This is a genomic window from Ktedonobacter sp. SOSP1-85, assembly GCF_016587415.1.
GTDB lineage: Bacteria > Chloroflexota > Ktedonobacteria > Ktedonobacterales > Ktedonobacteraceae > Ktedonobacter.
The window spans coordinates 242,621-268,508 of sequence record NZ_BNJI01000001.1; the positions used below are offsets into that span (position 1 = coordinate 242,621).

At 55.0% G+C, this 25,888-nt stretch carries 27 protein-coding genes; 9 read left to right on the forward strand and 18 right to left on the reverse strand.

Annotation, left to right across the window (positions count from 1 at the left end; translation table 11 throughout):
• Positions 1–48 precede the first annotated feature (48 nt).
• A complete protein-coding gene (locus KTE_RS01230) occupies positions 49–348 on the forward strand; it encodes a hypothetical protein (RefSeq protein WP_201377615.1) in 300 nt (99 codons plus the stop codon).
• Positions 329–910, forward strand: a complete 582-nt coding sequence (locus KTE_RS01235) for a Fur family transcriptional regulator (RefSeq protein ID WP_236600228.1) — start codon at positions 329–331, stop codon at positions 908–910. Before KTE_RS01230 ends, KTE_RS01235 begins: the two co-directional genes overlap by 20 nt.
• A 103-nt stretch (positions 911–1,013) precedes the next feature.
• Here the strand turns inward: KTE_RS01235 and KTE_RS01240 are convergent, their stop codons facing one another.
• From KTE_RS01240 to KTE_RS01265, 6 genes are all read right to left on the reverse strand, one after another.
• Positions 1,014–1,436 (reverse strand): (2Fe-2S) ferredoxin domain-containing protein, encoded by a 423-nt coding sequence (locus KTE_RS01240; protein WP_236600229.1) that lies wholly within the window; start codon positions 1,434–1,436, stop codon positions 1,014–1,016.
• A gap of 163 nt (positions 1,437–1,599) precedes the next feature.
• Positions 1,600–2,646 (reverse strand): GTP-binding protein, encoded by a 1,047-nt coding sequence (locus KTE_RS01245; protein ID WP_201377619.1) that lies wholly within the window; start codon positions 2,644–2,646, stop codon positions 1,600–1,602.
• A 15-nt stretch (positions 2,647–2,661) separates the two neighbouring features.
• Complete coding sequence (locus KTE_RS01250; protein ID WP_201377621.1) at positions 2,662–3,717, reverse strand: WD40 repeat domain-containing protein; 1,056 nt, start codon at positions 3,715–3,717, stop codon at positions 2,662–2,664.
• The gene (locus KTE_RS01255) at positions 3,705–5,048 is read right to left on the reverse strand and encodes a GTP-binding protein (RefSeq protein WP_201377623.1); all 1,344 of its coding nucleotides are present in this window, start codon (positions 5,046–5,048) and stop codon (positions 3,705–3,707) included. Before KTE_RS01255 ends, KTE_RS01250 begins: the two co-directional genes overlap by 13 nt.
• Before the next feature lie 19 nt (positions 5,049–5,067).
• Complete coding sequence (locus tag KTE_RS01260) at positions 5,068–5,718, reverse strand: GNAT family N-acetyltransferase (RefSeq protein WP_236600230.1); 651 nt, start codon at positions 5,716–5,718, stop codon at positions 5,068–5,070.
• A 49-nt stretch (positions 5,719–5,767) separates the two neighbouring features.
• Entirely contained in the window at positions 5,768–6,022 is a 255-nt protein-coding gene (locus tag KTE_RS01265; RefSeq protein WP_201377627.1) for an FmdB family zinc ribbon protein, read from the reverse strand.
• Between the two features lie 521 nt (positions 6,023–6,543).
• On the opposite strand from KTE_RS01265, the gene KTE_RS01270 reads away from it, so the two are divergent.
• Together KTE_RS01270 and KTE_RS01275 are read left to right on the forward strand one after the other, a co-directional pair.
• Positions 6,544–6,936, forward strand: coding sequence for an SCO5389 family protein (locus tag KTE_RS01270; protein ID WP_201377629.1), 393 nt, complete (start codon positions 6,544–6,546; stop codon positions 6,934–6,936).
• 515 nt (positions 6,937–7,451) lie between these two features.
• Positions 7,452–8,570 (forward strand): integrase core domain-containing protein, encoded by a 1,119-nt coding sequence (locus KTE_RS01275; protein ID WP_201377631.1) that lies wholly within the window; start codon positions 7,452–7,454, stop codon positions 8,568–8,570.
• A 270-nt stretch (positions 8,571–8,840) separates the two neighbouring features.
• Here KTE_RS01275 and KTE_RS01280 read toward each other — a convergent pair whose 3' ends face one another.
• The 5 genes from KTE_RS01280 to KTE_RS01300 all read right to left on the reverse strand — a co-directional run bounded on the left by KTE_RS01280 (position 8,841) and on the right by KTE_RS01300 (position 14,667).
• Complete coding sequence (locus tag KTE_RS01280) at positions 8,841–9,371, reverse strand: FtsX-like permease family protein (RefSeq protein ID WP_201377633.1); 531 nt, start codon at positions 9,369–9,371, stop codon at positions 8,841–8,843.
• A gap of 23 nt (positions 9,372–9,394) precedes the next feature.
• Positions 9,395–11,941, reverse strand: coding sequence for a hypothetical protein (locus tag KTE_RS01285; RefSeq protein ID WP_201377635.1), 2,547 nt, complete (start codon positions 11,939–11,941; stop codon positions 9,395–9,397).
• Positions 11,942–11,975: 34 nt separating this feature from the next.
• Positions 11,976–12,455 (reverse strand): YbaK/EbsC family protein, encoded by a 480-nt coding sequence (locus tag KTE_RS01290; RefSeq protein ID WP_201386923.1) that lies wholly within the window; start codon positions 12,453–12,455, stop codon positions 11,976–11,978.
• Positions 12,456–12,634: 179 nt separating this feature from the next.
• Positions 12,635–14,044: a CUAEP/CCAEP-tail radical SAM (seleno)protein gene (locus KTE_RS01295; protein WP_201377644.1), complete on the reverse strand. Its 1,410-nt coding sequence runs from the start codon at positions 14,042–14,044 to the stop codon at positions 12,635–12,637.
• Positions 14,045–14,061: 17 nt separating this feature from the next.
• Positions 14,062–14,667, reverse strand: coding sequence for an oxidative damage protection protein (locus KTE_RS01300; protein WP_236600232.1), 606 nt, complete (start codon positions 14,665–14,667; stop codon positions 14,062–14,064).
• A 67-nt stretch (positions 14,668–14,734) separates the two neighbouring features.
• Between KTE_RS01300 and KTE_RS01310 the strand changes: the two genes are divergently transcribed.
• From KTE_RS01310 to KTE_RS01320, 3 genes are all read left to right on the forward strand, one after another.
• A complete protein-coding gene (locus tag KTE_RS01310) occupies positions 14,735–15,682 on the forward strand; it encodes a methionyl-tRNA formyltransferase (protein ID WP_201377646.1) in 948 nt (315 codons plus the stop codon).
• Positions 15,683–15,805: 123 nt separating this feature from the next.
• Positions 15,806–16,231 carry a hypothetical protein gene (locus tag KTE_RS01315; protein ID WP_201377648.1) on the forward strand — a complete coding sequence of 142 codons (426 nt, stop codon included), beginning with the start codon at positions 15,806–15,808 and terminating at the stop codon, positions 16,229–16,231.
• A gap of 80 nt (positions 16,232–16,311) precedes the next feature.
• Positions 16,312–16,800 carry an SRPBCC domain-containing protein gene (locus KTE_RS01320; protein WP_201377650.1) on the forward strand — a complete coding sequence of 163 codons (489 nt, stop codon included), beginning with the start codon at positions 16,312–16,314 and terminating at the stop codon, positions 16,798–16,800.
• A 146-nt stretch (positions 16,801–16,946) separates the two neighbouring features.
• On the opposite strand, the gene KTE_RS01325 is transcribed toward KTE_RS01320, so the two are convergent.
• From KTE_RS01325 to KTE_RS01340, 4 genes are all read right to left on the reverse strand, one after another.
• The gene (locus KTE_RS01325; protein WP_307811864.1) at positions 16,947–17,864 is read right to left on the reverse strand and encodes an MFS transporter; all 918 of its coding nucleotides are present in this window, start codon (positions 17,862–17,864) and stop codon (positions 16,947–16,949) included.
• Between the two features lie 46 nt (positions 17,865–17,910).
• Positions 17,911–18,650, reverse strand: a protein-coding gene (locus KTE_RS01330) for an IS1 family transposase (RefSeq protein WP_201377654.1) whose coding sequence is annotated in 2 segments (ribosomal slippage) — positions 17,911–18,395 and positions 18,395–18,650 — 741 coding nt in all. Because the reading frame shifts where the segments join, the coding sequence is not laid out codon by codon here.
• A gap of 61 nt (positions 18,651–18,711) precedes the next feature.
• Positions 18,712–19,101 (reverse strand): aminoglycoside phosphotransferase family protein, encoded by a 390-nt coding sequence (locus KTE_RS01335; protein ID WP_236600233.1) that lies wholly within the window; start codon positions 19,099–19,101, stop codon positions 18,712–18,714.
• A gap of 130 nt (positions 19,102–19,231) precedes the next feature.
• Positions 19,232–19,891, reverse strand: coding sequence for a hypothetical protein (locus tag KTE_RS01340; protein WP_201377656.1), 660 nt, complete (start codon positions 19,889–19,891; stop codon positions 19,232–19,234).
• Between the two features lie 234 nt (positions 19,892–20,125).
• On the opposite strand from KTE_RS01340, the gene KTE_RS01345 reads away from it, so the two are divergent.
• A complete protein-coding gene (locus tag KTE_RS01345; protein WP_201377658.1) occupies positions 20,126–21,370 on the forward strand; it encodes a hypothetical protein in 1,245 nt (414 codons plus the stop codon).
• Positions 21,371–21,407: 37 nt separating this feature from the next.
• On the opposite strand, the gene KTE_RS01350 is transcribed toward KTE_RS01345, so the two are convergent.
• Together KTE_RS01350 and KTE_RS01355 are read right to left on the reverse strand one after the other, a co-directional pair.
• Complete coding sequence (locus tag KTE_RS01350; RefSeq protein ID WP_201377660.1) at positions 21,408–21,806, reverse strand: ankyrin repeat domain-containing protein; 399 nt, start codon at positions 21,804–21,806, stop codon at positions 21,408–21,410.
• A gap of 89 nt (positions 21,807–21,895) precedes the next feature.
• Entirely contained in the window at positions 21,896–22,741 is an 846-nt protein-coding gene (locus KTE_RS01355) for an AraC family transcriptional regulator (protein ID WP_201377661.1), read from the reverse strand.
• Between the two features lie 676 nt (positions 22,742–23,417).
• Between KTE_RS01355 and leuA the strand changes: the two genes are divergently transcribed.
• The gene (gene leuA, locus KTE_RS01360) at positions 23,418–25,100 is read left to right on the forward strand and encodes a 2-isopropylmalate synthase (RefSeq protein ID WP_374226793.1); all 1,683 of its coding nucleotides are present in this window, start codon (positions 23,418–23,420) and stop codon (positions 25,098–25,100) included.
• 16 nt (positions 25,101–25,116) lie between these two features.
• Here the strand turns inward: leuA and KTE_RS01365 are convergent, their stop codons facing one another.
• Complete coding sequence (locus tag KTE_RS01365) at positions 25,117–25,851, reverse strand: HAD family hydrolase (protein WP_201377665.1); 735 nt, start codon at positions 25,849–25,851, stop codon at positions 25,117–25,119.
• Positions 25,852–25,888: the final 37 nt, after the last annotated feature.

A 25,888-nucleotide genomic window follows, 5' to 3' on the forward strand; every position in this document is an offset into this window, starting at 1 on the left:
TCGTGATAACATCAACGGCGACACGCGCGCCAGAAGGAGAGAGAGACCATGCTGAACAACTTTTTTGAACCCAGGCGTCAGAGCGATCCACGCCTCGTCGAACAGGTGAAACGCTGGGTTCGCCAGACACTGCATCCAGACGAAGAGACCTCCATCATGGTAACCGAGCTACGCTGTTCCGAACCTGGATGTCCTCCCATTGAAACGGTGATCGCCCTGCTAAAAACAGCGCATTCAACTCATCAGTACAAGATTCATAAGTCTATCGCCGAGATCACGCCAGAGGATATCGCTACGCTTACGACTACACCCACCAAAAGTGTGAGTCATGCTGAGCGTGAGCAATAACGAGGGTGTACGCCTGTACATTGTGCCAGTCAGGATTGAGAGAGATACCATGCTTGCGAAGAACATCGAGACCGCCTTTGACCGAGCAGGTCAGCGTATTACCCGCCCACGCCGCCTGATTGCTGAACACCTGGCCGAGCTGGGCTCCAGAGGGACGGATTTCTCCATTGACGACCTGTGGCAGGATCTGCGTCGACAGGACCCGCATTTCGGTCGCGCGACGCTCTATCGCTCGATTGAAGTCCTGGTCAATCAGGGGTTGCTGGATCGCATTGTGTATGCCGACGGGACGCATCGCTATCATGTCTGTCATGATACGACCCATTATCATCCGACCTGCGTCCAGTGTCGGCGCTTTGTGGAGGTTGACCTGGATGTTTCCATGGAGCAATTCGCCTCCGCTTGCCACCAGACCGATTTCTCGCTTGAAGGGCTGGCCCTGACGCTCTTTGGACGCTGCGCGCAATGCCGTAACGAACCCTCTCCCTCGACACAGCCTGTCACTCTTCCTTCAGAAGAGATGAGAGAAGACGCTCCACAGAGAAAAGGCACTCATGAATAGGGGCAACTCGTAGTATTCGCCATTGGTTCTGTAGCAGGGGTGGTCTTGCAGAGCTACAGCGTTCATTGGATGTTCATCTCCCTGATATGCGTTAGGAGAGAGATCAATCAGCCAGGGGCAGGAGAGATGTGTCAACCTCGGCAGGCGAGAATCCATCGAAGACGCACTCTTGCAAGTCTTTGGGGAGAGGTGCGTCACCGAGCAGGCGTTTCTCGATGTACTCATAGAGCGCTAGAATCTGTTCAGCAGTATTGAGCGAGTGGAACCAGGTGGTTGTGCCGTCGAAGATGAGCAAGGCCACATTCGCCAGCGAACAGGGTCCCAGGCACGCCGAAAAGGTCAAATGGACCTTGTTCCGCAACCTACGCCGCTCCCACTCATGATGGTAGAGCTCCTCTGGCACCGGGGCAAAATCACGCTCGGTCTTTCCACAGCAGCAGCCATGCGCGCAGACAAACAGATGTCCCCGCTTCTGCACGACTTTGATCAGTTTCCCATCTTCCCGTACGACAAGCGTGTTTTTCATCCGTGTGAAATGTTCCATCTTCTATCTTTCTAGACGCCCCCCAGCGTCTACTACGACAACGTATTGCAGAAGTTTTCAAGCCCTTCAACACCATCCTCTAAGGGGAGAAAAACTCGCCGCGTATCGAGGGAGACGATGCGTGGCGAGTCGCGAAGAGCAAGAACTAGTTGGGGTGTATTCTCTGCTCAGAAGCGGTCGCCTGCATACAGGTTTGGAGCTGTTCCGCAAGCCCAGCTTTCTCGAGATTTTGCCCGATGAAGACAGCACGCAACAAATCGCGCCGCTGCAACTTGAAGGGGCGAATACGCAGAAAGCCAGGGGTGAACTGGAAGACATGAATAGCCTGTGGATCATCCACAAAAGTCACGAATCCCTTGGCACGATAGATCTCCTCGGGCAACTCACGCAGGAAATGCTCAAACCTGGCGCGCTCTACCGGCTGATCAAGGGGCAAGCCCACGGTATGAATAGATTCATGAGCGTGTCCATGCTCATGATGGTGCTCGTGTCCATCATGTGTGTGCTCGTGCTCCTCCTGACACTGAGGAGCGGGAATATGCTCTAAGCGCGTCTCTCCCAGATGAAGCGCGTGCAGAAGCAAGGCCTCGACGCTCTCTTCGGGTAATCCCTCGATGGCGGGAAAGACCTGCGCTTTGGGGGCATAACGTGGTACCCACTCCAGCAGGGCTTGGCGCCACTCCGGGTCGATTAAGTCACATTTGTTCATGACCAGGACATCAGCGAACTCAATCTGCCTGCGCGCCAACTCCAGATTGCCAGCCAGTTCAATGATGCGCTTGCTATCCATCACCGAAATGATGCCGCCAACAACCACCTTCTGCCAGAGGAAGGGGTCCGTCAATTCGTCAAGCATATCTGCCGGGTCAGCCAGGCCAGTTGCTTCTAAGAAGACCAGGTCGACATCTGGGCGGCGTGCCATCTCCATAATCGCGGGGACCAGTTCCTCGCCCGCGGTACAGCACACGCAGCCATTGGTCAACTCGGTCATCGCGAGTCCCTCATCGCGCAAGGCCTCACCATCAATGGAGACATCGCCAAACTCGTTGATAATGAGACCCGGCTTAAGGCCCTGTTCGGCGCACCAGCCAAGCATTTCGCCTAGCACGGTGGTTTTGCCACTCCCCAGGAATCCGACGAGCACATACACCGGAACGCGCTGGTCTGCGCGCCTCTGAGCGAGCATACTCATAGTCTGCCTCTCTTTCTACTTGCCTCGCGGAGGCGTACACACAGTGACCAGCCCGCCCTCGGTGCCAATGGCCACATACTGATCATCAGGCGACCAGGAGAACTGACTGATGCCGGAGCCAAAGTCGGCCTGCACCAGGGGGCGACGCGGACGCTCAACGTTCCAGAAGATCACTTTCCCTTCGCTACTGGCGGTCGCTATGAGCGGACCTTTGTGCTGAAACGCGAGCGCCGTGATCAGGTTGGCGTGGCCCTCAAGCTCAATGGGCTTGCTGCCAGCCGGCCCCTTGCCTGAGCAGTCCCAGACCGTCGCTGTCTGACTGCCGCCGGTCGCCAGATAGCGCCCCGTGCTGTTCCAGGACAGCTCACGTACCTTGGTCGGATAACCCCACATTTGCAGGTCTTCGCCGCTCTGGAAGATCCAGAAATGCACCGTCGCATCCTGGTCGCCCGTCGCGATATGCTTACCATCAGGACTCCAGGCCATCGTCAGGATCGAGCCTTTCCACTCGAAGCGCTCCAGTGGCTCATCTTTGTCCATACTCCAGAAGGTGAGGCTCCCATATGCCGCCGAGGTCAGCACGTTACTGGCTGGCTTCCAGCCAATATCGGCGATGGTGCTGCGATGATCGGGATACTCGCGTAGCAGTTTCCCCTCCGCCGCGTCCCAGAGACGGAGTTTGCGCCCGGCTGCTGTCGCGAGCAGATTGCTTTGTGGGTTCCAAGCCAGGTGCTCTACCCAGGCCCCACCACCGGGCAGTGAGAAGCGTTCCTCGCCCGTCTGCGGGTTCCAGAGCTTGACCTTGCCATCCTGCCCCACACTGGCAAGGAGGCTGCCCTCAGCATTCCAGCCAAGCTCACAGGTTCCAAAGCTATGACCTGCCAGGGCATGCGCAACCTGGCCTGTGCTGCCAGAGAAGATCGTGATGGGGCCGCTGACAGAAGCCGCCGCCAGCCAACGCCCATCGGGTGACCAGGCCAGAGAGTTGACATGGTCATCCAGGTACGCCAGCCAGCGCTGGCTGGAAGTTGGATCAAGCAGTCGCTTGGAGTGAGGCCTTATGCCAGGCATGCCTTGAATCCTTTGTTTAACTGTTCGCGATTGAGGTTGCGGCCAATAAAAATCAGCGAGTTACGGCGTGGTGTACTCCCCCAGGCTCGGTCTGGGCGGCCATCGAAGAGCATATGAACGCCCTGGAAGACATAGCGCTCCTCTGCCCCTTTGATGCTAAGTACTCCCTTCATACGGAAGATATCGGGACCCTGGGTGCGCAAGAGTTCACCTAGCCACTCATTGAGCTTGCGGGGATCGAGGTCACCAGGGACATCAATACCCACGGAGGAGACTTCGTCGTCGTGCTCATGCTTCGGCTTGTAGTCATGGGCTATCACAGCCGTCAGGGGGCCACACTCAGAGCGCAGTTCAAGCGCAAACTCGGTTGGATGATGCTGGGTGTAAAGCGCATACAAACCGGGCTGCTCTATCGAGATCGTATAATTGAGTTCCTGTCCCTCCAGGACCAATTGATAGAGCGTATCTGTTTTCTCGAGTATCTCACCAGGGCGACGCACCTGCTCCTCATTGGAGAAGAGCAATACCGCATCCATCGTGCGTGCCGCCAGGTCCTCAGGTGTCGCCTTTTGGACAGGCAGGAGCGCGACATTGATCTCGGGGTCGGGTCCCGGCTGGAGTGCGAGCTGATAGGTTCCCGCCTCAAGCGCATAGCTTCCGCCCCACTCAAAAGGGTACTCTGGCTCCATAAACTGGGGATCGACCTCCATGGCACGATCCAGGTTAAAGCCGCCGACATGGAGGATCTTCTCCACATCAATCTCCGCGTTTTGTGTGCGGTAAATCTTCGCTGCGGCATTCATGCTCTGGATACGTGCCTCAAGCCGATCCACATCCTCTGGTGCCACGAGATCAATCTTATTGAGCAAGATCACGTCGGCGAAGGCAATCTGCTCCCTGACCTCGTCACTGTCATCAATATGTTCCCAGACGTGCTTGGCATCGACCAGCGTCACGATGCCATCGAGACGCATCTTGCTCTGCATCTCGTCATCCACGAAGAAAGTCTGGGCTACAGGGCCGGGATCAGCCATGCCCGTCGTCTCAATGAGGATGTAGTCAAAGCGATCTTTGCGCTTCATCAGGTTGCCCAAAATGCGAATGAGATCTCCGCGTACCGTGCAACAGATGCAGCCATTATTCATCTCAAAGATCTCTTCCTCCGCTCCAATCACGAGGTCCTGGTCGACACCGACCTCCCCAAATTCATTCTCGATCACCGCAATGCGCTTGCCATGCTCGATGGTGAGAATAGAGTTGAGGAGAGTGGTCTTCCCGGAACCAAGAAAACCTGTAAGAACGGTCACTGGGACCTGCGCTTGTGTCGTCATAAGTATCTAGCCTTTCTGTTTAACGTGCTTCCTGCTCAAGAGTATATGCTTTGCTCTGAGCCTGATCTTCTTGTGTATGTGTTTTGAGTGCCAGGTGATGATGCCCATTGTTGAGGAGCTCGCCCTCACACGAGGGATCAACAAGCAACGGCTGTGAGGTTGGCTCAGGCGGAAGGTCCAGGCTCCAGATTTCCTGAATGAGGTGCCAGCTACAACGGCGATAGAAGGCCCGCGCGCGCTCGTTCTGTGCTGTGACATAGAGCTGCATATGTGAAGCTCCATGTTGGGTCGCCCAGTTCTTCGCCTCCTCCATCAAGTGCTGTGCCAGCCCCGCGCCCTGCAAGCTGGGATCGACATAGAGCGCAACCAGTTCAGCCCAGGAGCGATGGCGAAAGAGCGGCGAGTCGAGATGGCTCTCTAAGAGCAGAAGACCGACAGGGCGCTCCCTCTCCCATGCCAGCAGCCAGAGCGCACCCTCCGTCTCGTGCGTACGGAGAAAATGCTCCCGCAACAAGGGTCGCCAGTTGTCGGCCAGAGCGAACTGCTCATTGAGCGAGGCATTATATGCGTGCAACGCGGCAAAGAGGGTCGCGACAGCCTCGAAGTCATTGCGCATGGCCGGGGCAAGACGCAGACGCTCCTGCCTGAGCTCCTGCAAACGTTGGTTCACGATCAAGCGTCATCCTTTCCAGGGTCCAGCGTGTCTCTGTTTCAGTTGCTCAGGTACGTTGTGTGCGAGATGGTGATGGTAAGCAGCAGGCACACCCACTGGCATGCGAAATGGGACCGGAACGTTGCAATGTGCTCTCACGTGTCTCGGCCCTGGCCGACTTTTTGAAGGCAAAACGTGAGAGTTGACGTACCGCTTCCGTTGCGCACACGGGACACCACGCCGTATCATCAGCCTCGCGTACAGGTCGTAACTCGTCGAAGTGCGTTCGACATGCTGGGCAGACAAACTCGTAGACAGGCATATATCCCTACTTCCCTGATGCTGTTTTGTTAATGATATTTTGTATCATTAAGCGTTGCTGATAGTATACCGGATTGCCTTGCTTTCTGTCAATGATACCGCGTATCATTAGCAATGCCGGGACGAAAATAGGACACCTGAAGAGATACCATCTTCTTGGTCTTCATAACCTCAACCAGAGGCTATCTCGACACGAGGCGGCTTGGCAAAGAGAAACGCTATATACCCGTTAGAATTCGTATGACAATTTCTTCACAAATGAGATGTAATATCAATATCGGCCCTAAAAACCCTTGCTTTTCTCTTCTGCGCATGGCATACTCTCTATAGCAAATGAGACAAAATCTCATTTAGAGGCAGAGGTGAATGTGAGATTGTATGAAAATTGCGTTTGTACATCACCCCGTACCTCGATCCTGACTTTTCCTTGAGCACATTGCTCATTTCTCTACTGTTATCAATAGAACCGCTTTTCTCTCCTCTCTTGAGGAGAGAACATCAGCAGCCAAAAGGAGGATAGCTATGTCTCTTACGGTTTCTCCAGCATTATTGGAACAGGCTCAGCAGGGTGCTGTCTCACAGGACGATTTTCTGGCCTGTATCAAGGACTCGCTTCCCTATGCCTGGAACCTCATTGCAGGCCTCGCGAGTAAGCTCAATCAAAGCGGGGCCAGCTTTGTTGACAATCAGACACCACCTCCCAGCGAACAGGCGCGCGGTCAACTGCTGCGTGTCCTCGCCAGTGACTCCATGCGCACCACTTTAGAGAACCATTTTGGCGTCAAGCTGGCGTTTCAGAACTGTCATCGTGTTGCCCTCTTCCCAAAAGACCAATTTGATCAGAAGAGCTACGAAGAGTTTATTTCGCCTAGAAGTCAACTCCTCAACCAGAGTCCTGAACTCGTTGATTGCTAATGAAGCAAAAGGGGAGGAGACGCCTCTCCATTGAGGCGTCTCCTCCCCTTTTGCTTACTAAATAGATGGAAATTGATTCATTGCGCAGCCGACATGGCATAAGAGCGTAACCTACCATGGGTGCAATAGACTTCTTTCAAAACCCACTGTCTGCTAAACTGGCGGCATGAATCAAACAAGCAGTACATCAAAATATCACAAGCTCACCCATCTCAGTGCCGAGCAATTTTAACGTCTAACCGGCGTCAAGCGGGTATTGTCAACTTGACTGGAAGCCTGCTTGAAAGCTGGGCAATATGACACAATACGCCTTATGAAAAAGAACAGCTCAGCTTCTCCTTACAAGGGATACCTGTGCTGGCTACTTGGGACATCCGTTCGATAAATCGGACTGTTATGTATGATGGGGTGAGCTTTCTTGTCAAAGCACGTGAGATGCGTGTACAATCAACAGGGGCCATTCTACGTATGCCCTCCGACCATACGCCGTTCTCACAAAGAAGAGGTTTCTATTTGTGCTGCGTCTCTTTTCCTCGATCAAGCAACGTGTCTCTTTTTGCTTCCATACGCTTCAAGAACATGTTTTGCGTTGGATTAAACCGTCGACAACTTCCTTTGTACTCGGCACGTTCGCCGATCTGACGCGCAGCAAAGCCGAACTTTTGGCTGAAAATGCGCTCTTGCGACAACAACTGATCATTCTGCATCGACAGGTCAAGCGACCGACCTATCGGAAGACGGATCGGCTTCTTTTCGTGCTCCTTGCCAGGATGGTCCGAACCTGGAAACAGGCGCTTTTCCTTGTCCAGCCAGAGACGCTCCTCCGCTGGCACCGCGAGCTTTTCCGTCTGTTCTGGAAGCTCAAATCGAAGGTGCATGAGAGAAAGCCGAAGCTCTCGTCCGAGACGATCAGCTTGATCAAAGAGATGGCCGCAAACAATCGGCTCTGGGGAGCGGAACGTATTCGCGGTGAGCTTCTCAAGCTCGATATTCGGGTGAGTAAACGCACGATGCAGAAATATATGAGACCCATCCGCCGCAAAAGGCTGAGTGGACAGACCTGGAAAACGTTCCTGCGCAACCATGCGGCAGAAATATGGGCTTGCGATTTCCTTCAGGTCCCCGACCTCTTCTTCCGCCCGCTTTTTGCGTTCTTCATCATCGAGTTGCAATCGCGAAAGGTCATTCATGTCAATGTGACGCGCTCTCCCAGCGATCCCTGGGTAGCGCAACAGTTGCGAGAAGCGACTCCCTATGGACACGCGCCAAAATATCTGATCCGGGAGAATGATCGCAAATTCGGGCCGGAATTCGCACGAGTAGCAACCACAAGCCGCATCAACGTCCTTCGAACGCCGTACAGAACCCCACAAGCGAATGCCATCTGTGAACGCTTTCTGGGAAGTGTGAGACGAGAATGCCTGGATCACTTCCTGATCTTCCAGGAAAAGCAGCTGTACCGCCTTCTCAAAGCGTCTGTCGTGTACTTCAACCAGGCTCGACCGCATCAAGGGCTGGGACAGCGAATTCCTGATCCATCGATTCCATCTACTCCTCTCCCGAACCCACCGAACCAGGTGAGCGCCATTCCTGTGTTGGGTGGCTTCCACCACAACTACCGCAGAGCAGCTTAAACAATGGCAAGCATATACCCCAAGAAGCAGGTGCAACCCGTAAAATATCAGATGGAGTATCTGAACGTTCCTTGCCCGTTTTCCCTCATCGGACAAAAGAACAGGTTATTTCTCCGCTTCATTACCGAGATCGGTGCTTCTCTGCTCATGAAGCAAAGGCCTCCCCTTGCTTGGCGGTGCGCCTCTTTGTGAAAGCAATGTGGAAGACGAGAGCGTCTCCTGGACCAATTTCCCGATCTTATGAACAGATATTCCAAGTAGCCAACACAGTTAATCCTTATTCAATCGCAGTGCTTGCGCGGGTAGCAGGTGTAGCACGTGACGCGTGACGAGGAAGATAATGAGTACGCAGACAAGAACAAAGGCCAGGAAGGCCAGGAGCAGCGAAGTGGGCGCCTGAACCTGGACTTGAATGGTGCGTTGCAGCATGTAGAAGTCCAGGCTCGTGACGTTACCCAGGGCGTTATTTATTGGCGTACTGCTGATCATGAGCTTGGGAATCAGGGTAAAAGTGAAAAGCAGGCCGAAGACGACCCCGAAGAAGAGCGCGACCAGATGAATAACTCCCTGTTCCCAGATGAGAATGCGTGCCACCAGGGGCGGCTCTGTCCCCAAGGCCCGCAAGACCGCGAAACTAAGTTGCCGCTCATGAATGCTATTCCAGGTAATTAGTATGTTTCCACACAGGCCCAGCAGGAGCGCGGTAGCTGTGCCAAGTGCGAGGATCAGCAAGAGATCCAGGGTCAGTGGATCTGTACGGAGCGCCTCAAGGAGCGCGCGCCGATCCTGAAGGTTTGCCAACCCTACTTCTTCATTGGAACCATTCAATTGCGCACGCAGGCGAGCCAGGAGAGCAGGATTATCGCTGGTTCGCAACCATGCGTGTGTGAGGGGAGTGGCTGCTTATCTGTATGCGCGTGGTAAGCCGCGAGTGTCTGGTAGTCTACCAGGAGCGCTGGCCTCGCAGGCTGATCGGTAGAGGAGGGTGAATCGTACATCCCTTCAATCATATTGACGCGTGCAAGTGCTTCGTAGGTAGTGGTATAGGCGTGACCAGAATCATACGAAGTCAGCGTAAAGGTCTTGCCTGGCGAAAGATGCAACTGCTCCCAGCCCAGCGTATCAACCAGGGCAGGCACCACTTGAGGGTAGCCGACTGCGGGCCGTCGTCGTGCGAGCTCACGTGTCAGAGCCTCAAGAGGTTGCTCGGAGTTTTGTGTGCTCCAGTAGGTGGCTCGCGCGTAGGTTTTGGCATCGACGGCGCGAATGTGGAAGGAGTGGCTCTTATCCTGAAAACTGATGATCTCGCTACCAAGCGAGACTGAGCTGACTCCTGGAAGCGCGTTGTATGTCTGGTATGCACTTATGATTGATGGCGTGACCTTTCCCACAAAAGAGCCACTGAAGTCAGCGACGCTTTCATAGCGGGCAAGCTCCGTGAGCCGTTGCTGCTGTGAATCATTAAAGATAAGCGTCAGCATGATGAACGAAGATGCGAGCGCGAGCAATAACGTGATCTGCAAGGGCCGGCCTGGCGAACGCGTCATTTGGGCCAGCGCGAGCATGGGTGGAGCAGTTCTCCCGCGATGGGCTAGCCGGGCTAACAGATTGAGTCCACGAGGCGCGAAGCGCAGGAAACAGAAGAGGATACTGAGCATGAAAAAGAACGGTGCCAGCAGGGCAACGGGGGTAGCAATGGCGTAAATCGTGTCATCTGAAAGCAAGCCCTGGAGTTGAAAGACATAGTTCGCTATGAGATAGAGTACCAGCGCGATAACTGCGGAGATGGCGTCCAGGTAGAAGCGTCCCCAGTAAGAGCGTTGCGTTACGCGTGCGCTCTCGTATCGCTGCGTGAGCACGTTCAAACGCAAGCTTTGTGCCAGGGTGAAGAGCATACTCCCCATCCCCGCGAGCAGCGCGAGCAGCGCATATGGAATGACGCTTTGCAATGTCACCATTGGCTGTTGCCAGAGGATCATTGTGGTGTCTTGAGCCAATGATGGCAAGAGTGGCTGGGTAATCGTGCTTACTACCAGGGGAGCGAGCAGTATCCCAACAATCAGTGCAATAAGTGATACGACCAGGCCTTGTAGTGAAAAGGCACATATGATCTGAAAGGAACTCGCTCCCCGACTGCGAAGAAGGGCGATACCCGATGATTGGCGCTCAATGAGCAGCGAAATAAGTACGCTCATGAAGAAGAGGTCAAGCAAGATGGTAGGAAGCGAAATAATGAGAACCGGGACGTGAGAGAGCGTTATATGCGTGCTCAACTGGTTGAGTACCGAGGGGCCAGTGCCCACCAGGGGACTACTATAGCTCAAGTCCAGTAAGTAGGGAGATGGCAGATTATATAACGTATAGCTATATAATGCAACTCCATTGTAGAAGTCCAGGTCCGTGCTTCTCAACGCCTCGCGAAAACTGGTATAGCGATCAATAGACAGGCGCGAAGGATCAATAAACAGGTCCCAGTAAGCAAAGACGGTGGAATCAAAGACAAACGCCTCTGGTGAGGAAGGCTGGGAGTTCGTTGTATCAGCCGCTTGCGCCCGCAAGAATTGCTCCTGGCACCAGGCGCCCAGCGCATCGCTTGAGAGCAATAGAGGGAAGCTTAAAGGTCTGGTATAGTTGGGGATGAGAGGCGTGGGTAGAAAGCTCGTCCCATGCCAGAAAATGTCGCTTGTATTGGCAGCAATGAGGCCCACGACGCGTAGTGTCAGCGAGGTCGTACGCTTATAAGAAGTATCGCTGAAAGGTGTCTCCTCCTTCGCTTCCACGCTGGTATAGTAGCCGACGCTGGTCGTTATGATTGAGCCAGGCGAAACGCGCAAAAGCGCGGCGGACTCCTGAGTCAGAAGGACTTCAACCTCGCCATGCTGCTGACTGGAAGGAAAGCGCCCACTGAGCAGGCGTATATGCGAGCGCATCTGCTGGATACTGGTAGAGATGAAGCCGAGTTGATCCTCGGGGTCGGGCCCAGTCGGTGTCACGAGTGGAAAGCCAGACACCCGGTATTGTGCCGACTGATCCTGTGTCAGGTAGGGGGCAAGATGCTCTTTAAACGGGGCTGTGCTTGCTGATGTCATTGAAGCCAGTAATTGAGGGGAAAGGGCCTGCGCCTCCGCACTGATTGTAATGCGTGTATTTTCGGGCGAGACGCGCAGAGCCTGGCGCAGACTGGCTGTGCCTGTGACCTGTTCAAGGAGCGGAATCGCGCATAGCAAAAGCACCGCCGCGCTCATACCCAGGCACATCGTCAGGAGCAGTAATCTATTTGGGCGCCAGCTCCACCGCGCCAGGCTGAGCGCCAACAAGGCACTCTGATACATGGAATGAGTAGGAGGCTTGAGCCTGGATGTGAAGCGCATGATGGATAGCCCTTTATCATTTCTCTATGCGTAGTTATTTGACGTCAATTATCTCGCCGCCAGTCATCTCTTTCAAATCCTGGGGCGTGAGACGGAAGACGGCGTTGGGCGTGCCTGCCGCAGCCCAGATCTCTTGATACTGGAAGAGGTCGGCGTCGATAAAGGTCTTGAGTGTAGAGGTGTGACCGATAGGCGCAACGCCCCCAATGGCGAACCCTGTGCGCTCGCGTACAAAATCGGCGTTGGGCTTCTCAATACCCTCACCGACAGCGGCCTTGAGGCGCTTCTCATTGACGCGATTGGTACCACTGGCAACGACGAGGATGGCCTGGTCGCGCTCCTTGCCCCGGAAAATAAGGGATTTGACGATCTGTCCTACGGTGGTGCCAATAGAGTCCGCGGCCTCCTGCGCGGTCCGCGTGGAGCTGGGAAGTTCTAGAACCTGGCAATCAAAGCCACGCTCGGTGAGGATATCCTGTACGCGTTGCGCGCTTGCACTCAATGTTTGCGTCATGCTATAAAATTCTCCTTTATTTGATGACTTCTCGCGCCTGCGGCGCTCGCCTGGGGAAGTGGTATGTGGATGCTGGCGGTCAGTGACCGCCAGCATCCACATACCACTTCCCCAGCTAAAGGGTTGTGACATCAACTCGTGAAAGGTTATAGGGCCAACTGGTCCTTGATGGGTTCTGCTCAGCAGAACCAGGATTCGGTCAGGTGGGGGAGGATGTCGCGGGGACCGTAGGCGCTGAGTGCCTGTGCAGGTGAGAAGTCTTGTCCCAGCATCGCGAGGGCCTGGGCCTTGACTTTGAAGAAGGTCTCGCTAGAATCGGCCTGGCAGTTCTCTCCCTGCGCGACAATGGCGGAGACGCGTTCGTGTAGTTCATCCATGCGTGGATTAGGATGTTGCCAGCGATAGGTATAGTTCTCTGCATCCAAGTCGCGTAACCAGTTCTGGCTCTCCTCCTGTGCCAGGAGCGCGGACCCAGGCGGGATGAGCAGGCGAATCGAGAGATGGACCGGGTCGAGATGCTCGATGGCGTGCTGCTGCTCAAAGAAGTCAAGGAGTTCGATATAGCTCTCCAGCGTCTCCCAGGGGGAGAAGGGGAGCAGCGAGGGACGCAGCACGATATCGGCCTCCCGCGTCAAAGCAAAGGCGCGCCGCACGTCGGCAGCTGTATGCCCCTTATCGAGCCGCAGCAGCGCCGTATCATTGAGCGACTCCACGGCGGAGACGATGAAGACACAGCCCAGTTCGCGCATCTCAGGCAGCAGTGATGCATGCTTGAGCAGGTGCTCAATCTTGATCGTGGCGTCGAAGGTTACCTCGGGGAACTCAGCGTGGAGTGCGCGAGCGATGCGTAGCGCGTGTGTCGGGCCGTTCCAGAAATCGGGGTCGCCAAAGGTGATGTGGCGCGCCCCCTGCTCCACCTGGGCGCGGATATCGGCCAACACAATCTGCTGGGGGACAGCGAAGAAGCGTCCCTGGTAAACGGGTGTGACGGGGCAGTGCAGGCAGGTATGTTTGCAGCCACGCGTGCTCTCCGTATAGCCTACGATGCGCAGGTCATCTCCCCATTGCAGGCGCGCATAGCGGTCCAGGGTGGGAAGCTGGCGGCGCTGGGGCACCAGGAAGGGCGTGCGCGCGATCCAGGCTCCGCTCTCATGTTCTCGTGTGCGTACGCCAGGAATAGCTGTGTCTTGCCCCTGCTCACGGGCCTGCACAAGGCGTAAGAGAGGCTCTTCATATTCGCCACCAATCGCCGCATCGATGGCGCCCTGGAGTAGGTGGTCGGCATTGAGCAGGGCATAGAGGCCGTAGAGGCAGATAAATGCCCCTGGATTGACTGAGCGCACGCGGCGCGCCACGGCCTCGCCCAGGCGCAGCGCCGTGTGCATGGGAACGGATATGGCGATAAAGCGGGCCTGCTGTATGGCCTCGTCGCTGAGCGTATCAATAGCGGTATCTACCGCGTGGGGCGCAAAACCCTCCTGTTGCAGGATGGAGCTCAGCGAGGCGAGGTGGAAGGGCTGATGCCCCTGCTCATAGCAGGAGAGCAGCAGAATCGCCCCTGGTTGTCGCCAGTTTGATATTGCTGACATTGTTCCCTGTCGCTTCCTTACTTTTTGCGTGCCGCGCCACCACCGCCGCCCTTACGGCTGGCGCCACCTCCTCCTGCGCCTGCGCCGACCTCTTCAGGTGCCCAGCCCTCGGGCATGCGCGCATCCTTGCCGAAGAAGAAGTCCTCCATCTGCTCGCGCAGGATCTTGCGTGACTCGGGATCGGCCATGTTCAGGCCATAGTGGTTGATGATGAGCGTGCTTTGCGCGGGCCACATATCCCATGCCTGCTTGGAGATGCTCTCATAAATGCGCTGCCCCAGGGGACCAGGGAAGGGTGGCTTATCCAGGCCGGGAAGCTCGCGTTGCAGCTTAGCACAGAAGACGATGTGCGGACCAGCCTGCCCGGCTTGAGCGGGTTTGGCCTGCTCACTCTCGCCGAAGAAGAACTTCTCCATCTCCTGGCGCATGGCTTTGCGGGCCTGGGGATCGGCCATATTCAGACCCCGGTCGGCGATAATCTGCATACTGCGGTTGGGCCACATCTGCCATGCCTGCTGCGAGACGTTATCATAGATGCGCTGCCCAAGCTCGCCTGGGAAGGGCGCTTTGTCCAGGCCAGGGAGTTCCTGCTTTAGTTTGACACAATAGACCATTCGTGGCATGATGAAAACTCCTGTTACGCACAAACGAGACTGAATGATATTGAGATACTACAAGATGCAATCGACGATGTCAAATAGCTTTGAGCAGGGAACGGCGCCGCGTGTGCTCTTTTTCGGTATGCAAGGGACATTCTCGGCTCTGGCGCTAAACGCGCTGCTGGAGGCGGGAATCGACGTCCGCGCCGTGGTGCTACCTATCAATGTCATCCCTGGGAGAGCCGCGCCCGCCATTACGCGCCATGAAAATTCGCTACCAGTACGTACTATGCTGCCGCTCGCGCATACTTCGCTACATACCAATATTGTACAAATAGCAGCGAAACGACACCTACCGCTCTGGAAGGTGAGCCGCTTAAATGACCCCACGACCCACGCCATCCTCGCGGACTATGAACCCGACCTGGTCTGTGTTGCCTGCTTCTCTCACCTCATTCCCGCGCGCATCCTGGACCTGCCCCGCCTTGGCTGCCTCAATGTCCATCCCTCGCTCTTGCCCGCCAACCGGGGACCCGAGCCACTCTTCTGGACCTTTCGCGAGCACCAGCACGCGACCGGCGTCACCATTCACCTCATGGACAGAGGCATGGATAGTGGCCCAATCGTCTTGCAAGAGCGTATAGACATCCCCGATGGTATGAGCTATGAGCAGCTAGAGACGCGCTGCGCCGAGCGTGGCGGCGCCCTCCTCGCGCAGGCCACCTGGCAACTCTACCGCGAAGAGGCCCAGATCACCGAACAAGACGAGGCACGCAGCAGCTATCACTCCTTCCCAGCGTATGAGAACCTCGCCATCCCCGTTGACCAGTGGGACGCGCGGGAGGTCTACAACTTCATTCGTGGCGTCGGCCACTGGGAGTCCCCCCTCCATATAGAGGCTCCCGATAGCGAACTGGAGACGCTCGAAGTGCGCAACTGTTATGCTTACGGCCTTGAACCACTAGAGGACAAGCGCCGCATAATCAATGAAGGCAGCACGTTTATAGTGCGCTGCAAACAGGGCTGGGTAAGGGTCTAACTGGTAGTTAGTGTGATGGAGCATGGCTGCTTGCGGCAGCCATGCTCCATCACACTAACTACCTAGCGAGCGCCGCAGGCGCGAGAAATCAAAAAGATAAGGAGCGTAAGCACGCGTAAGGACTTGCACGAGGAGAACCGCCTCTCCTGGAACGCAGCGACCGACGCCCATAATAGTCATAAGGGCGACCAGGCCGCCTTTTTTCGGAATGGTGGCAACAAGCTTCATGCTGAGGAGAAGGCTTTACTGGGTGATATAGATGAAGGGGTAGACGATTATGTTGCCACCTTTAGCCCCGCCTTCACCAGTGCTGGTGTGCAGCAGTTCAGAAATCCACATCGCGCGCACGAGTTTACATGGGGCATTGGCGAGATCGTCACGGCCCTTCTCCAGTCAGGCCTAGCTCTTACCAGCCTGCAAGAGTACCCCTATACGCAAAACTTCAAACCCTTCGCGCAGATGGTACACGCAGAGGGACACTGGCACCTTCCACCTGATCAACCCAACCTGCCCTTGATGTTCTCCATAACCACCCAGAAGCCCTCGTAGTGAGCTAGCATGAGGCACATACCTGGAGCTACCTTTGTGGTATGCTTGCTGTAGAGTACAAACAAAGGACGGATCCTTGCATGCGACAATCACTAGCTCTAAAATCTGGCTGGTTTACTGTTCAGGCTCGCACAGCTATCCAGGCGCCAGTCGAGCGTGTCTGGTCGATTCTGACCGATCTTGAAAAATATCACGAATGGGATAGCTTTGTCCCCTCTATGCAGTCCGACTTCCAGGTCGGTTCACTGCTGACGATGCACGTGCAGATGCGCGAAAACTTCGTGACCACCAGTGTCGAGACGATTACTGCCATCGAGCCAGAGCACCTCCTGGCCTGGAAGATACGCTCGCCCGCCTGGTTTCTGCGCGGTGAACGCCTCCAGGAACTCAAACCCATCGATGCCGGGACCACCGAATATTTTACCTGTGAGACGTTTACGGGCCTCTTTGCTCCCGTGCTCCAGTTTATGTATGCACGCGACTTACAGCATGGCTTCGACGCCGTGGCACGGGACCTGAAGGTGCGCGCCGAAACAGTAGAGAGGCGAAATAGCGTAAAGGCTCTTTAGGCCCGGCGACGAGATAACGTTAAGCACTCAATTGGCCAAGAAGCGGTCTGTCAATCTTCTGGCGAAAGCTTCGCTACTGAAGGAGGTGAAGAAGGAGGCGAGATTGCGGCACAGCCTCCATTCTTCTGCCTCTCTTGCTCTGTTGTTTACTCTGTCTGAGATTTCCTGGGTACATCCTTCAGGAAGAGGGTTGTTACCAGGAGCATTATGCTGAGCACCAGCACCATTCCGAAACTGTTCTGCAGCACGCTGGAAAGCTGGACCCGAGCAGCGCTGCTCGTCGGAAGGGAGGCATCAGTATTTCCAGCAAGCGCCCCGTTCACGAGAAGACCCATCAGGGCCGCACCCAACGTCATGCCCAGTTGACCGAGGTAGCGAATCACACCGATTCCCACTCCCAGATGTGACAGAGGAATGGCGTTTTGAGCCACGACCATCTGGATCGTAAAGAAGGAGCCTGCACCTAGGCCGATCAGGATCAGAGCCAATCCAATCAGCGGGAGATTGCTCGTTGCACCCATGAGCAGGAGCAAGAGGGCTCCTGCCGTCATCATGACCGCACCTGTGATGGCCGTCAGTTGATAGCGCTTGCGCAAGGAAATGCTCGTTCCCGCGAGCGCCGCGCCCAGTGTCAGACTGACCGAGAGCGCGGTAATCAGGGCACCCGCAGCGGTTGGCGAGAGCGCCAGCACACCCTGCAAAAACAACGAGAGCGGGAGGAAGGCTCCGATAAGGATCATGCCCTGGATGAGCGTCTGCAACGCGTCAATCGCAAAGACAGGTTGGCGAAATACATCGAGGAGGAGAATGGGTTCGGCAGCCTTACGTTCGACCACCAGAAAGAGTCCATAGAGCGCCACTGCAGCCACCAATAGTGCGATCACCATGGGCTGCGTCCACCCTCGAACCTCTGTGCTGCCTAGAGAAAGCCCAAGTAACAGGCTGCACGTCGCTGTCACGAGCAACCCCGCCCCAAACCAGTCAACGCGCAGGAGAGCGGAACGCCTGCTTATCACGTCGGCCTGCCGCGCTGACGGATGAGTAGGCAGGAAGATGGCGAGCACGAACAGGGCGAGCAGGCCAATGGGCAGATTGAGATAGGGTAGTGGCTCACTTGAGAAGGATAGTGTTGTCTAAATTATAGCGATGAAGAAAGAGGAGCAGGCAAGCCTCGTGCATGACCTCGGACTTGGAAAACGACAACGTCATGCGGACAAAACGGGCCAACCGCTGCCGCAGGGTGTTATTCCAACGTTCGATGTGAGCAGTTTCTCCGGTCTCTTTGCCCACTGCTGTGTGCTGCTCCTCAGGGATCACTGCCCTGTATGTTGCCCAAAAATCTGTAAAACAATGTCCCTGGCGGTAGGCTGGTGGAATGGCTTCCCACAACCGTTGACACGTCTTTTTGCTCCGATCACCCAACGCATAGGCAACCACTTGACGCGTCTGGCGGCAGAAAGCGATCCAAATCCAAGAGTCGTTTGCTTTTTTCAGCACAAACGACCAGAGTTCGTCCAATTCCAGTATCGTGGAAGTGGGATCTTTCAAGTCTGGGGTGACCAAGGTGGTACGTAAAGGAGGAAGCTGAGCTACTTTTTTTTGATCCAACTGGACACGGTTGCGCGAGAGACCCCGAAGGTACGGCTGAGGCCACGCAAACTGCTGCGTTCTTGGTAGGCGTGCAAAATCTCTTCGCGGCGAACTTCTGGATAGACATTGGGGGTCGGGTTCTCACGGCTTCGACGCCCACAGGCATGACAGCGAAACTTCTGTTTTCCGTTGGAGGCATGCCCATCACGCACCAGCGCCTCGCTTCCACAATGGGGACAGTGAAGGGTGATCGTCACCATGAAATACTCCTCATTCATATTCTTTGTCATTGGCCATCATAGTCTACTATATCCTTCTCACTTAGACCACTACCGCTTGTTTCAGTATCTTGCACAGCAATCTTATTGCCTGCTTAGGTTCCAATTTACTATCTTGCATGGATAGTCCGAGCTGCTCTAGAAGCAAGGCGCGGCGCTCATAGTCAAACTTTAACACTCGAACGTAGCCGTGGCCATTCGCACGAATAATAGTGTCTATCTCTTGCTGAAAGTCATAAGGACTGTGCCGGATCGGCATATTTATCTTTACGATCGCATTTCTACTCGCGTTTTTTGCTGGCGCTACGTATGCCGAAGATCCTCCAGGCAGCGGTTGGCCAATGCTAAGCTCCCATTCTTGCTCAAGTTCGGCAATAAGACCAGGGAGGTCTTTGAGCCACTGTCTTGTCTGGGAGCTTGATTGCTCGGCCATCAGCCGAACTCGCTCAGGTACAACTATACTGTGTGTATGATCAGCTCTATCCATTATGACATTTTATCATGTGGGTTGTATTTTGCCTAAGTTATAAAGCTGGCCTTGAGCTTTAAGGCACTCAGGTTTACTATCCGTCCTCCCGCTTATAACAAGTCCCAAGAATACGCGCGCCCAATGTCTCCCAGGGCTGTGGTTCCAGAACTGGCAAACCCCAGCGCATTGCCTCATGCGCGAGCCACTGCCCATAGAGCCATTTTGCCCTGGCCTCTGTGCGCAATTCCTCCTCACTCATGCCAGCAGTTCCCCTCCCCCGCTGCGTTATATTGATAGAAAGCTGCTTTTCGTCGGGTTCTTGGAGAAAAACAGCCTGGAGTCGCCCCCTGTTCTTATACTGGTGCATCAATGGATTTTCTAGTAATGATGGAAGAATGCTGTCTCCCTCCAGGATCACGGGGGCGTCAATGTCGATATGGTTGGCAATCACAATTTCCAGGGCGGGACGCAGTGTTTCTCCGACCGCGATCAGGGCCTGGCTGAGTGCTTCTGGTGAGTCGCGCCAGATCCCTGGCCGGGTGAAGAAGTACAGCGCATCGGTGTGGGCCTGTTTGGGGAAGGAGATGCGGCTATTTTGCAAGGCCAGGCGTAGATCGTCAACCTGGAGCCAGGATATTGCCAGTTGCGCCGCAAGCTGCCTGGCAATGCTGCTCTTCCCTGTTCCAGATGAACCACCTATTAGGAGGACGCGCCAGCGCTGTTGCGGCTCTTGCCTTCGTTGAGAGGTAGACATATACTTGTATACTCCATAGCTTGAAGAACTAAAAGTACCAGCGTACCCGCCTTCTCAGTCATGCAATCGAGGACTTCGCCAATATCACAGATATACTGTATACGGCAAGAGGATTGGAGCAGGTATGGAGGCGAAACTACAATCTTGCACGCGTACGATGGCCTCTTGTGACTGTATTTCTACTTCGAGCTTCTTTGTGCGAAATATGTTTTCCTATCTGAAGGATATAGACAAGTGACACACGATATGTTAGAGCATCCTGCTTTCGATACACAGGAACGCTATGTCGATGAACTGGTTGACGAGCACGACTACTGGCTCTCACTTACTGATGCGGCGCGTGTGACACGTCGCCAGGATGTGACCATCCGTCGCTGGGTTAAGAGCGGTTTACTGCCCGTACGTCGACAGAATGTTGGCCTCAATCAGCGTACACGCCAGGTGCGAGCCAGCGACCTGGCTCAGTTGACGCCTATCATCGATAACTCCGCGGTCATTACTAGCGAACAGACTCAGTTAAACCTGACGAGCATCCCCGGTGAGCAAGCGGCGCTTCGTGAATCGCACCAGCGCATTTTACAACAGCTTGAGGAGCTTCACCAGGAATTGGAGGCACAGGGTAAACAACACTCTCAGGCCCTGGCGGAACAAGTTCAGCAACAGCAACAGGCATTGAGCCTCTTTCATGACCAGGTAGAACAGCGCCTGGATACCCAGCAAGAAGAGATGCTGGGCCAGCTTGAAGAGCAGGCTCAAACACTGCGCCATGTTTTAGACAGCCAGAAGCAGCAGTTTGAACAGGTTCAGCAGCGTATCTCGGAGCAGACCCAGCGCCTGGACACTCAGGAGCAGCTCACGACCCAACTTCGGGAGACAGTGGAACAGTACCAGGCAACCTCCACTCAAACCCAGCAGGAGCTAACACAGCAGCAACAGGAGATCTTTCGCTTCCTGGAGGAACAACATACCCTGTTTACCGAGCTCGCCACACAGCATAAGCAACTTGAGGAGTGTACGGGGCAACTTGACGAGGTGGTGCAAACGCTCTCCACCCAGATTGTCTGGCAGGGAGAACTGGTTCAGCAACAATATCAGAATCTGACCACGAGCCTGGCAACCTGGAGTGAGCAGGCCGACACCTGGCAGCAAGAGACTGCGACGCACCTGGCAGAACTGCAAAACGAGCTTCAGCAAGCAGCGCGCGCCCACGAGGACGCTCTGCAACAGCGGCAACAGGCCTTCGATGAAAGTGTTGCCTTGCTCCGCGAACAGGTCGTGGTCAGCCACCTTGAACTCGAACGTATTGTACAGGAGTTGACCGGGCGCTACGAGGAAGAGACAAAGCAGCGCACGACGGAACAGCAGCACCTTCAGGAGACGCTGAATCAGCAACAGGCCGTCATCGCGAGCCTGAATGTACGCCTACAGCACCTGGAGGCACGCGTACGCCTGCAAGACAGACTGGAAGGCCAGGAGTGAGGCCCGACGCTGCGAAAGCACGCGTCGGGCAAGGACGCTATTGCGAAAGAGATTGCAGGAACGTAAGAACGGGAGTCGCTTCTTCTCCTCCAGCTTTGGCATGATCCAGGAGCGAGATACCGTGTGGGCCTTTCTCCTGGGCCATACCAGAGAAGGCCTGCAAGAGGGTTTGCACAATCTCTACCTGCCCGAGCATAGCCGCCGCGAAGATATCTATGCGCGCGCCATGCTTGAGCAGGTAGAGGACAATATCTCTCCTGCCCATGTGGGACGCAGCTCCAAGAGCCGTCTCCCAGTCACCTCCACCCCAATCCCAGGCTGCGTTCAACAATGCAGGTTCTTGTACTAAGAGTTCCTGGACGCGCTGCAAATCTCCATGTGCGTTCGCGACAAACTCATGCACCATCTCTGCGGACAATGCGGACCTCTTCTCCATGCGTGCTTCTCCAATCATTTTCGATCTATTGATACCAATCAGGGTGAGGCTAGTATCTCATAACGAAGAGGCAGCATGCTTCTCCAAAATCACCTTTTAGCCTGGCGATAGGCGGATGGTGAGCAGCCCAGGCGCTGGCGGAAGAGCCAGCTAAAGGACCCCAGGCTCTCAAAGCCCAGGGAGAAACAGATGTCAGTCACCTGGCGGTCGGTATGGAGAAGCAGGTGCTGGGCACGCTCCAGGCGAACACCGATGAGGTATTGGTGTGGTGTCTGCTGGAAGACCTGTTTAAAGGTGCGCAGAAAATGCGTGGGGGAGAGGTTGACGACCGTGGCCAGTTCTGTAATCGCCAGGGGACGATCAAAAAAGGCGTACATATACTCTCTGGCCAGGTAGAGGCGGCGATACAACTCCTCTCGCGTTGCTGAGCGCACCGCAGGCAACGCCTCCATCTCCTTATAGACATTCATATGGACCTGGAGTAAGCTCACGGCCAGGTCGTACATCGCCTCGGCCAGGTCTATGGATACAAACTCATGATCTGAGGATGTAAGCCGCAAACGTGCCAGGGCAGAGGCTATTTGCGGATCACGGGTGTGCGTACGTTCAAAGAAGTGGAGTTTGCGATCAAGAGGCCACGTTGGCTCATCAAGGAGCGTCTTCATGGGAGTAACCAGGCCACGTTGAGCATCTTCCAAAAAACCTGGCTCAAAAAACACACACAACGACTCGACTGGTTGCTCCGCTTCGATAGCAATCGTATATGGCTGATCCTGGTTGACGAGCAAATAACACGTATCATCGACGGCATAGTAGCCTTGCCCCAGTGTATACAGGGCACGACCCGCGTAAAAGGATTTTAGTGATACATTCCCCTGCCCCTCCCAATAATACTCCCGCGCCCGTTCGTGCAAAAGGACACCAGGGAACGCCATAGAGTTACCCCCAGTCTGCCAGATACGCTTGACTATTAGCGAACAAACGTCCCAAACGCTCCTCATTATAGCACATCTATCCTCAGCGCTCTTTTTTTATTGACAAATGCTTGTGCTGGTGTTACAGTTAAAGCAAGAAAACAGACAGCGAAGGATTCTACTTTGCACATGACAGATGCTACACAACAATTAAAAGTACATGAGCTTACACTCCCTGGACTTGGCCTCCTCCTTATGCGGGTCGTCCAGGGTCATATGGTTCATCTGTCGTAAGTGGTTGCTTTAACCACTCCGTAGAATCAATCATATCCCAGGGCCGTGGACGACCAGAAGATTAAAGCGTCCACGGCTTTTTTGTTGTTGTACAAAGAGACGCAAAAACAGCCGTGATGCATATTATCACGGCTGTTTTTTTAGGCAGAGATCAGGTGAGTCAATGACGACTTACTGGTAATTCAAGGATGTTCTCCCTGCCTCCTAAGATCTTATTCCGAAACCCAACGTCACTGACGTGCCTGGCGCTTCGCGCTCTGGGTTTTCGGAGAAGAAGCAAAATTTTTTGATGAGAAGCAGGTGCGCAAGCACGACACAATGTTTCATTTGGAGGCATACGATGATTTCGGATCAGATGCGTAACACACAGACAACCAAAACCGCCGTCAACCGTCACGGGGGGATGCAGCAGGGTTCCGTCACGAAGTACCGCGCATTCCCTCCAATTGAACTACCCGAGCGTCAGTGGCCCTCACGCTCCATCACCACCGCTCCCACCTGGTGTAGCGTTGATCTACGCGATGGCAACCAGGCCCTACCCATTCCAATGAGCGTTGAAGAGAAGCTGAAACTGTTTGATCTCCTGGTCTCGGTTGGCTTTAAGGAGATTGAGGTTGGCTTCCCCTCCGCCTCGCAGATCGAATTCGACTTTATCCGCCGGCTCGTAGATGAAAATCGCATTCCCGATGATGTAACGGTGCAGGTGATCACCCAGGCGCGCGAGGATTTGATTCGCCGCACCTTTGAGTCTATCCAGGGCATGAAAAAGGTCATTATCCACCTGTATAACTCCACCTCGCCCGCCCAGCGCCGCCTGGTCTTTGGCCTGGATAAAGCCGGTATTATCGATATCGCCACCCGTGGAGCACGGCTCATCAAGGATCTCGTACCCACCATTCCAGAGACGCAGGTGATCTTCCAATACTCACCCGAGAGCTTCGCGCTCACCGAGATCGACTTCTCGTTGGAGATCTGTGAGGCCGTGGTGGATGTCTGGCAGCCCACGCCCGAAGCCAAAATCATTTTGAACCTGCCCGAGACGGTGCAGATCGCGACCCCCAATATCTATGCCGACCAGATTGAGTGGTTCTGTCGCCATATGCGCGACCGCGAGAGCGCTATTATCAGCCTGCATACCCATAATGATCGCGGTACAGGCGTCGCGACAACCGAGCTAGGCTTGATGGCTGGTGCGGAGCGCGTCGAGGGGACCCTCTTTGGCAATGGTGAGCGTACAGGCAATGTAGACATTATTACGGTTGCGCTCAATATGTACATGCAAGGCATTAACCCTCTCTTGAATTTTGGCGACATCGACGCGATTCGCGCGGTGTATGAGGAATGTACGCGCATGCAGGTTCCCGTACGCCATCCCTACTCTGGCGAATTGGTCTTCACAGCCTTCTCCGGCTCTCACCAGGACGCGATCCAGAAAGGCATGGCGGCCTGGGATGGTGCCCCGGATGCCGTGTGGGAGGTTCCCTACCTGCCCATCGATCCCAAGGATATTGGACGTACCTACGAGGCCATTATTCGCATTAACTCGCAGTCGGGCAAGGGCGGGGTGGCCTATGTGATGGAGAACGAGTTTGGCTTCCAGTTGCCCAAGGCCATGCGTGTCGAGTTTGGCAAGATTATTAACACGATCGCCGATGCCCGGGGCGATGAGTTGACGCCCCAACAGATCTATGATGCCTTCGAGCACGAGTATCTTCAGCGCACCAGCCCCTTCTCGCTCGAGGCCTTCCACGCGGAAAAGGCTGGGGCAAGCTCTCCCGACGAGGTGGTATGCCGCGCACGTGTGATCTTGAACGGCGAACTCTACGAGTTGAGCGGAAGCGGCAATGGACCCATCGATGCCTTTGTTCGTGCTTTGAACCAGGCTTCACTAACCAACTTCACTGTGCGCTCCTATACTGAACACTCGCTCAATCATGGCTCGGATGCTCGCGCTGTCGCCTACCTCCAGATCGAGACCCCTTCTGGACGTACCTTCTTCGGTGCTGCTATCGCAACCAATATCGAACAGGCTTCTATCAAGGCCGTCCTCAATGCCGTGAACCGCGTACAGGCAACGATGGGCTAACTATTCAGCCGAAGAACTATCTGGTGAGCTGACTCACCAGTTGTGGCAATGCGGCCAAATTATTGAGGCAAAATGTTCCATCGGGCGCCTCCTGTTCAGTGTTGATGAGCACAGTCATCGCGCCGAGGTCTCTAGCCCAGGCAAGAACGCGTGGGGTGTCGTCGACAATCAGGACATCGCAGGGCGCAATGTCAGCGTTGGCGAAGAGGCGTTCGTAGTATTCAGGCGTCTCTTTGAGGATGCCGAGCAGGTCAGCGCCGTAGAGTCGTCCGAAGTAATCGCGTACGCCCATACCCGTCAGGTAACCATGGAGGTGAAGCGAGGATTCGCCTGACGCGGTATGCAGCGTGTATCCTTGGGTGTGTAGCTCGTGGAGGGCCTCGATCACGCCAGGAAAGGTTGCGCGCACCCGATGGGTGATGTAGGTCTCGGCCTGGCAAGCCAGTTCGAGACATGCTTCCTCTGATGGGACCGCCACATTCGCGAGCTGGCACATACCGCCCAGCCAGTCGCACCAGTAGGTGCGCTCGAAGCTGGCATAATCGGTTGCAGCTTGTATTCGCGCCTGCCAGTTTGCTGGCCCAAAGATATCCATCATCAAGACGCGGTTGGCCTCAGCCCAGGCAGCAGGTGTGCCTCCAAGCCGGGGCGCGAAAAATTCACCTACCAGGCGTTGCCACTGTGGACCACGCAGGCGATTATCATTCATCACACCGCCATCGTCCAACAAAATAATGGGTTTTGCTGCCATAGTTGCATCCTTTGCTGTACTACAGGTAGAGCTCTGC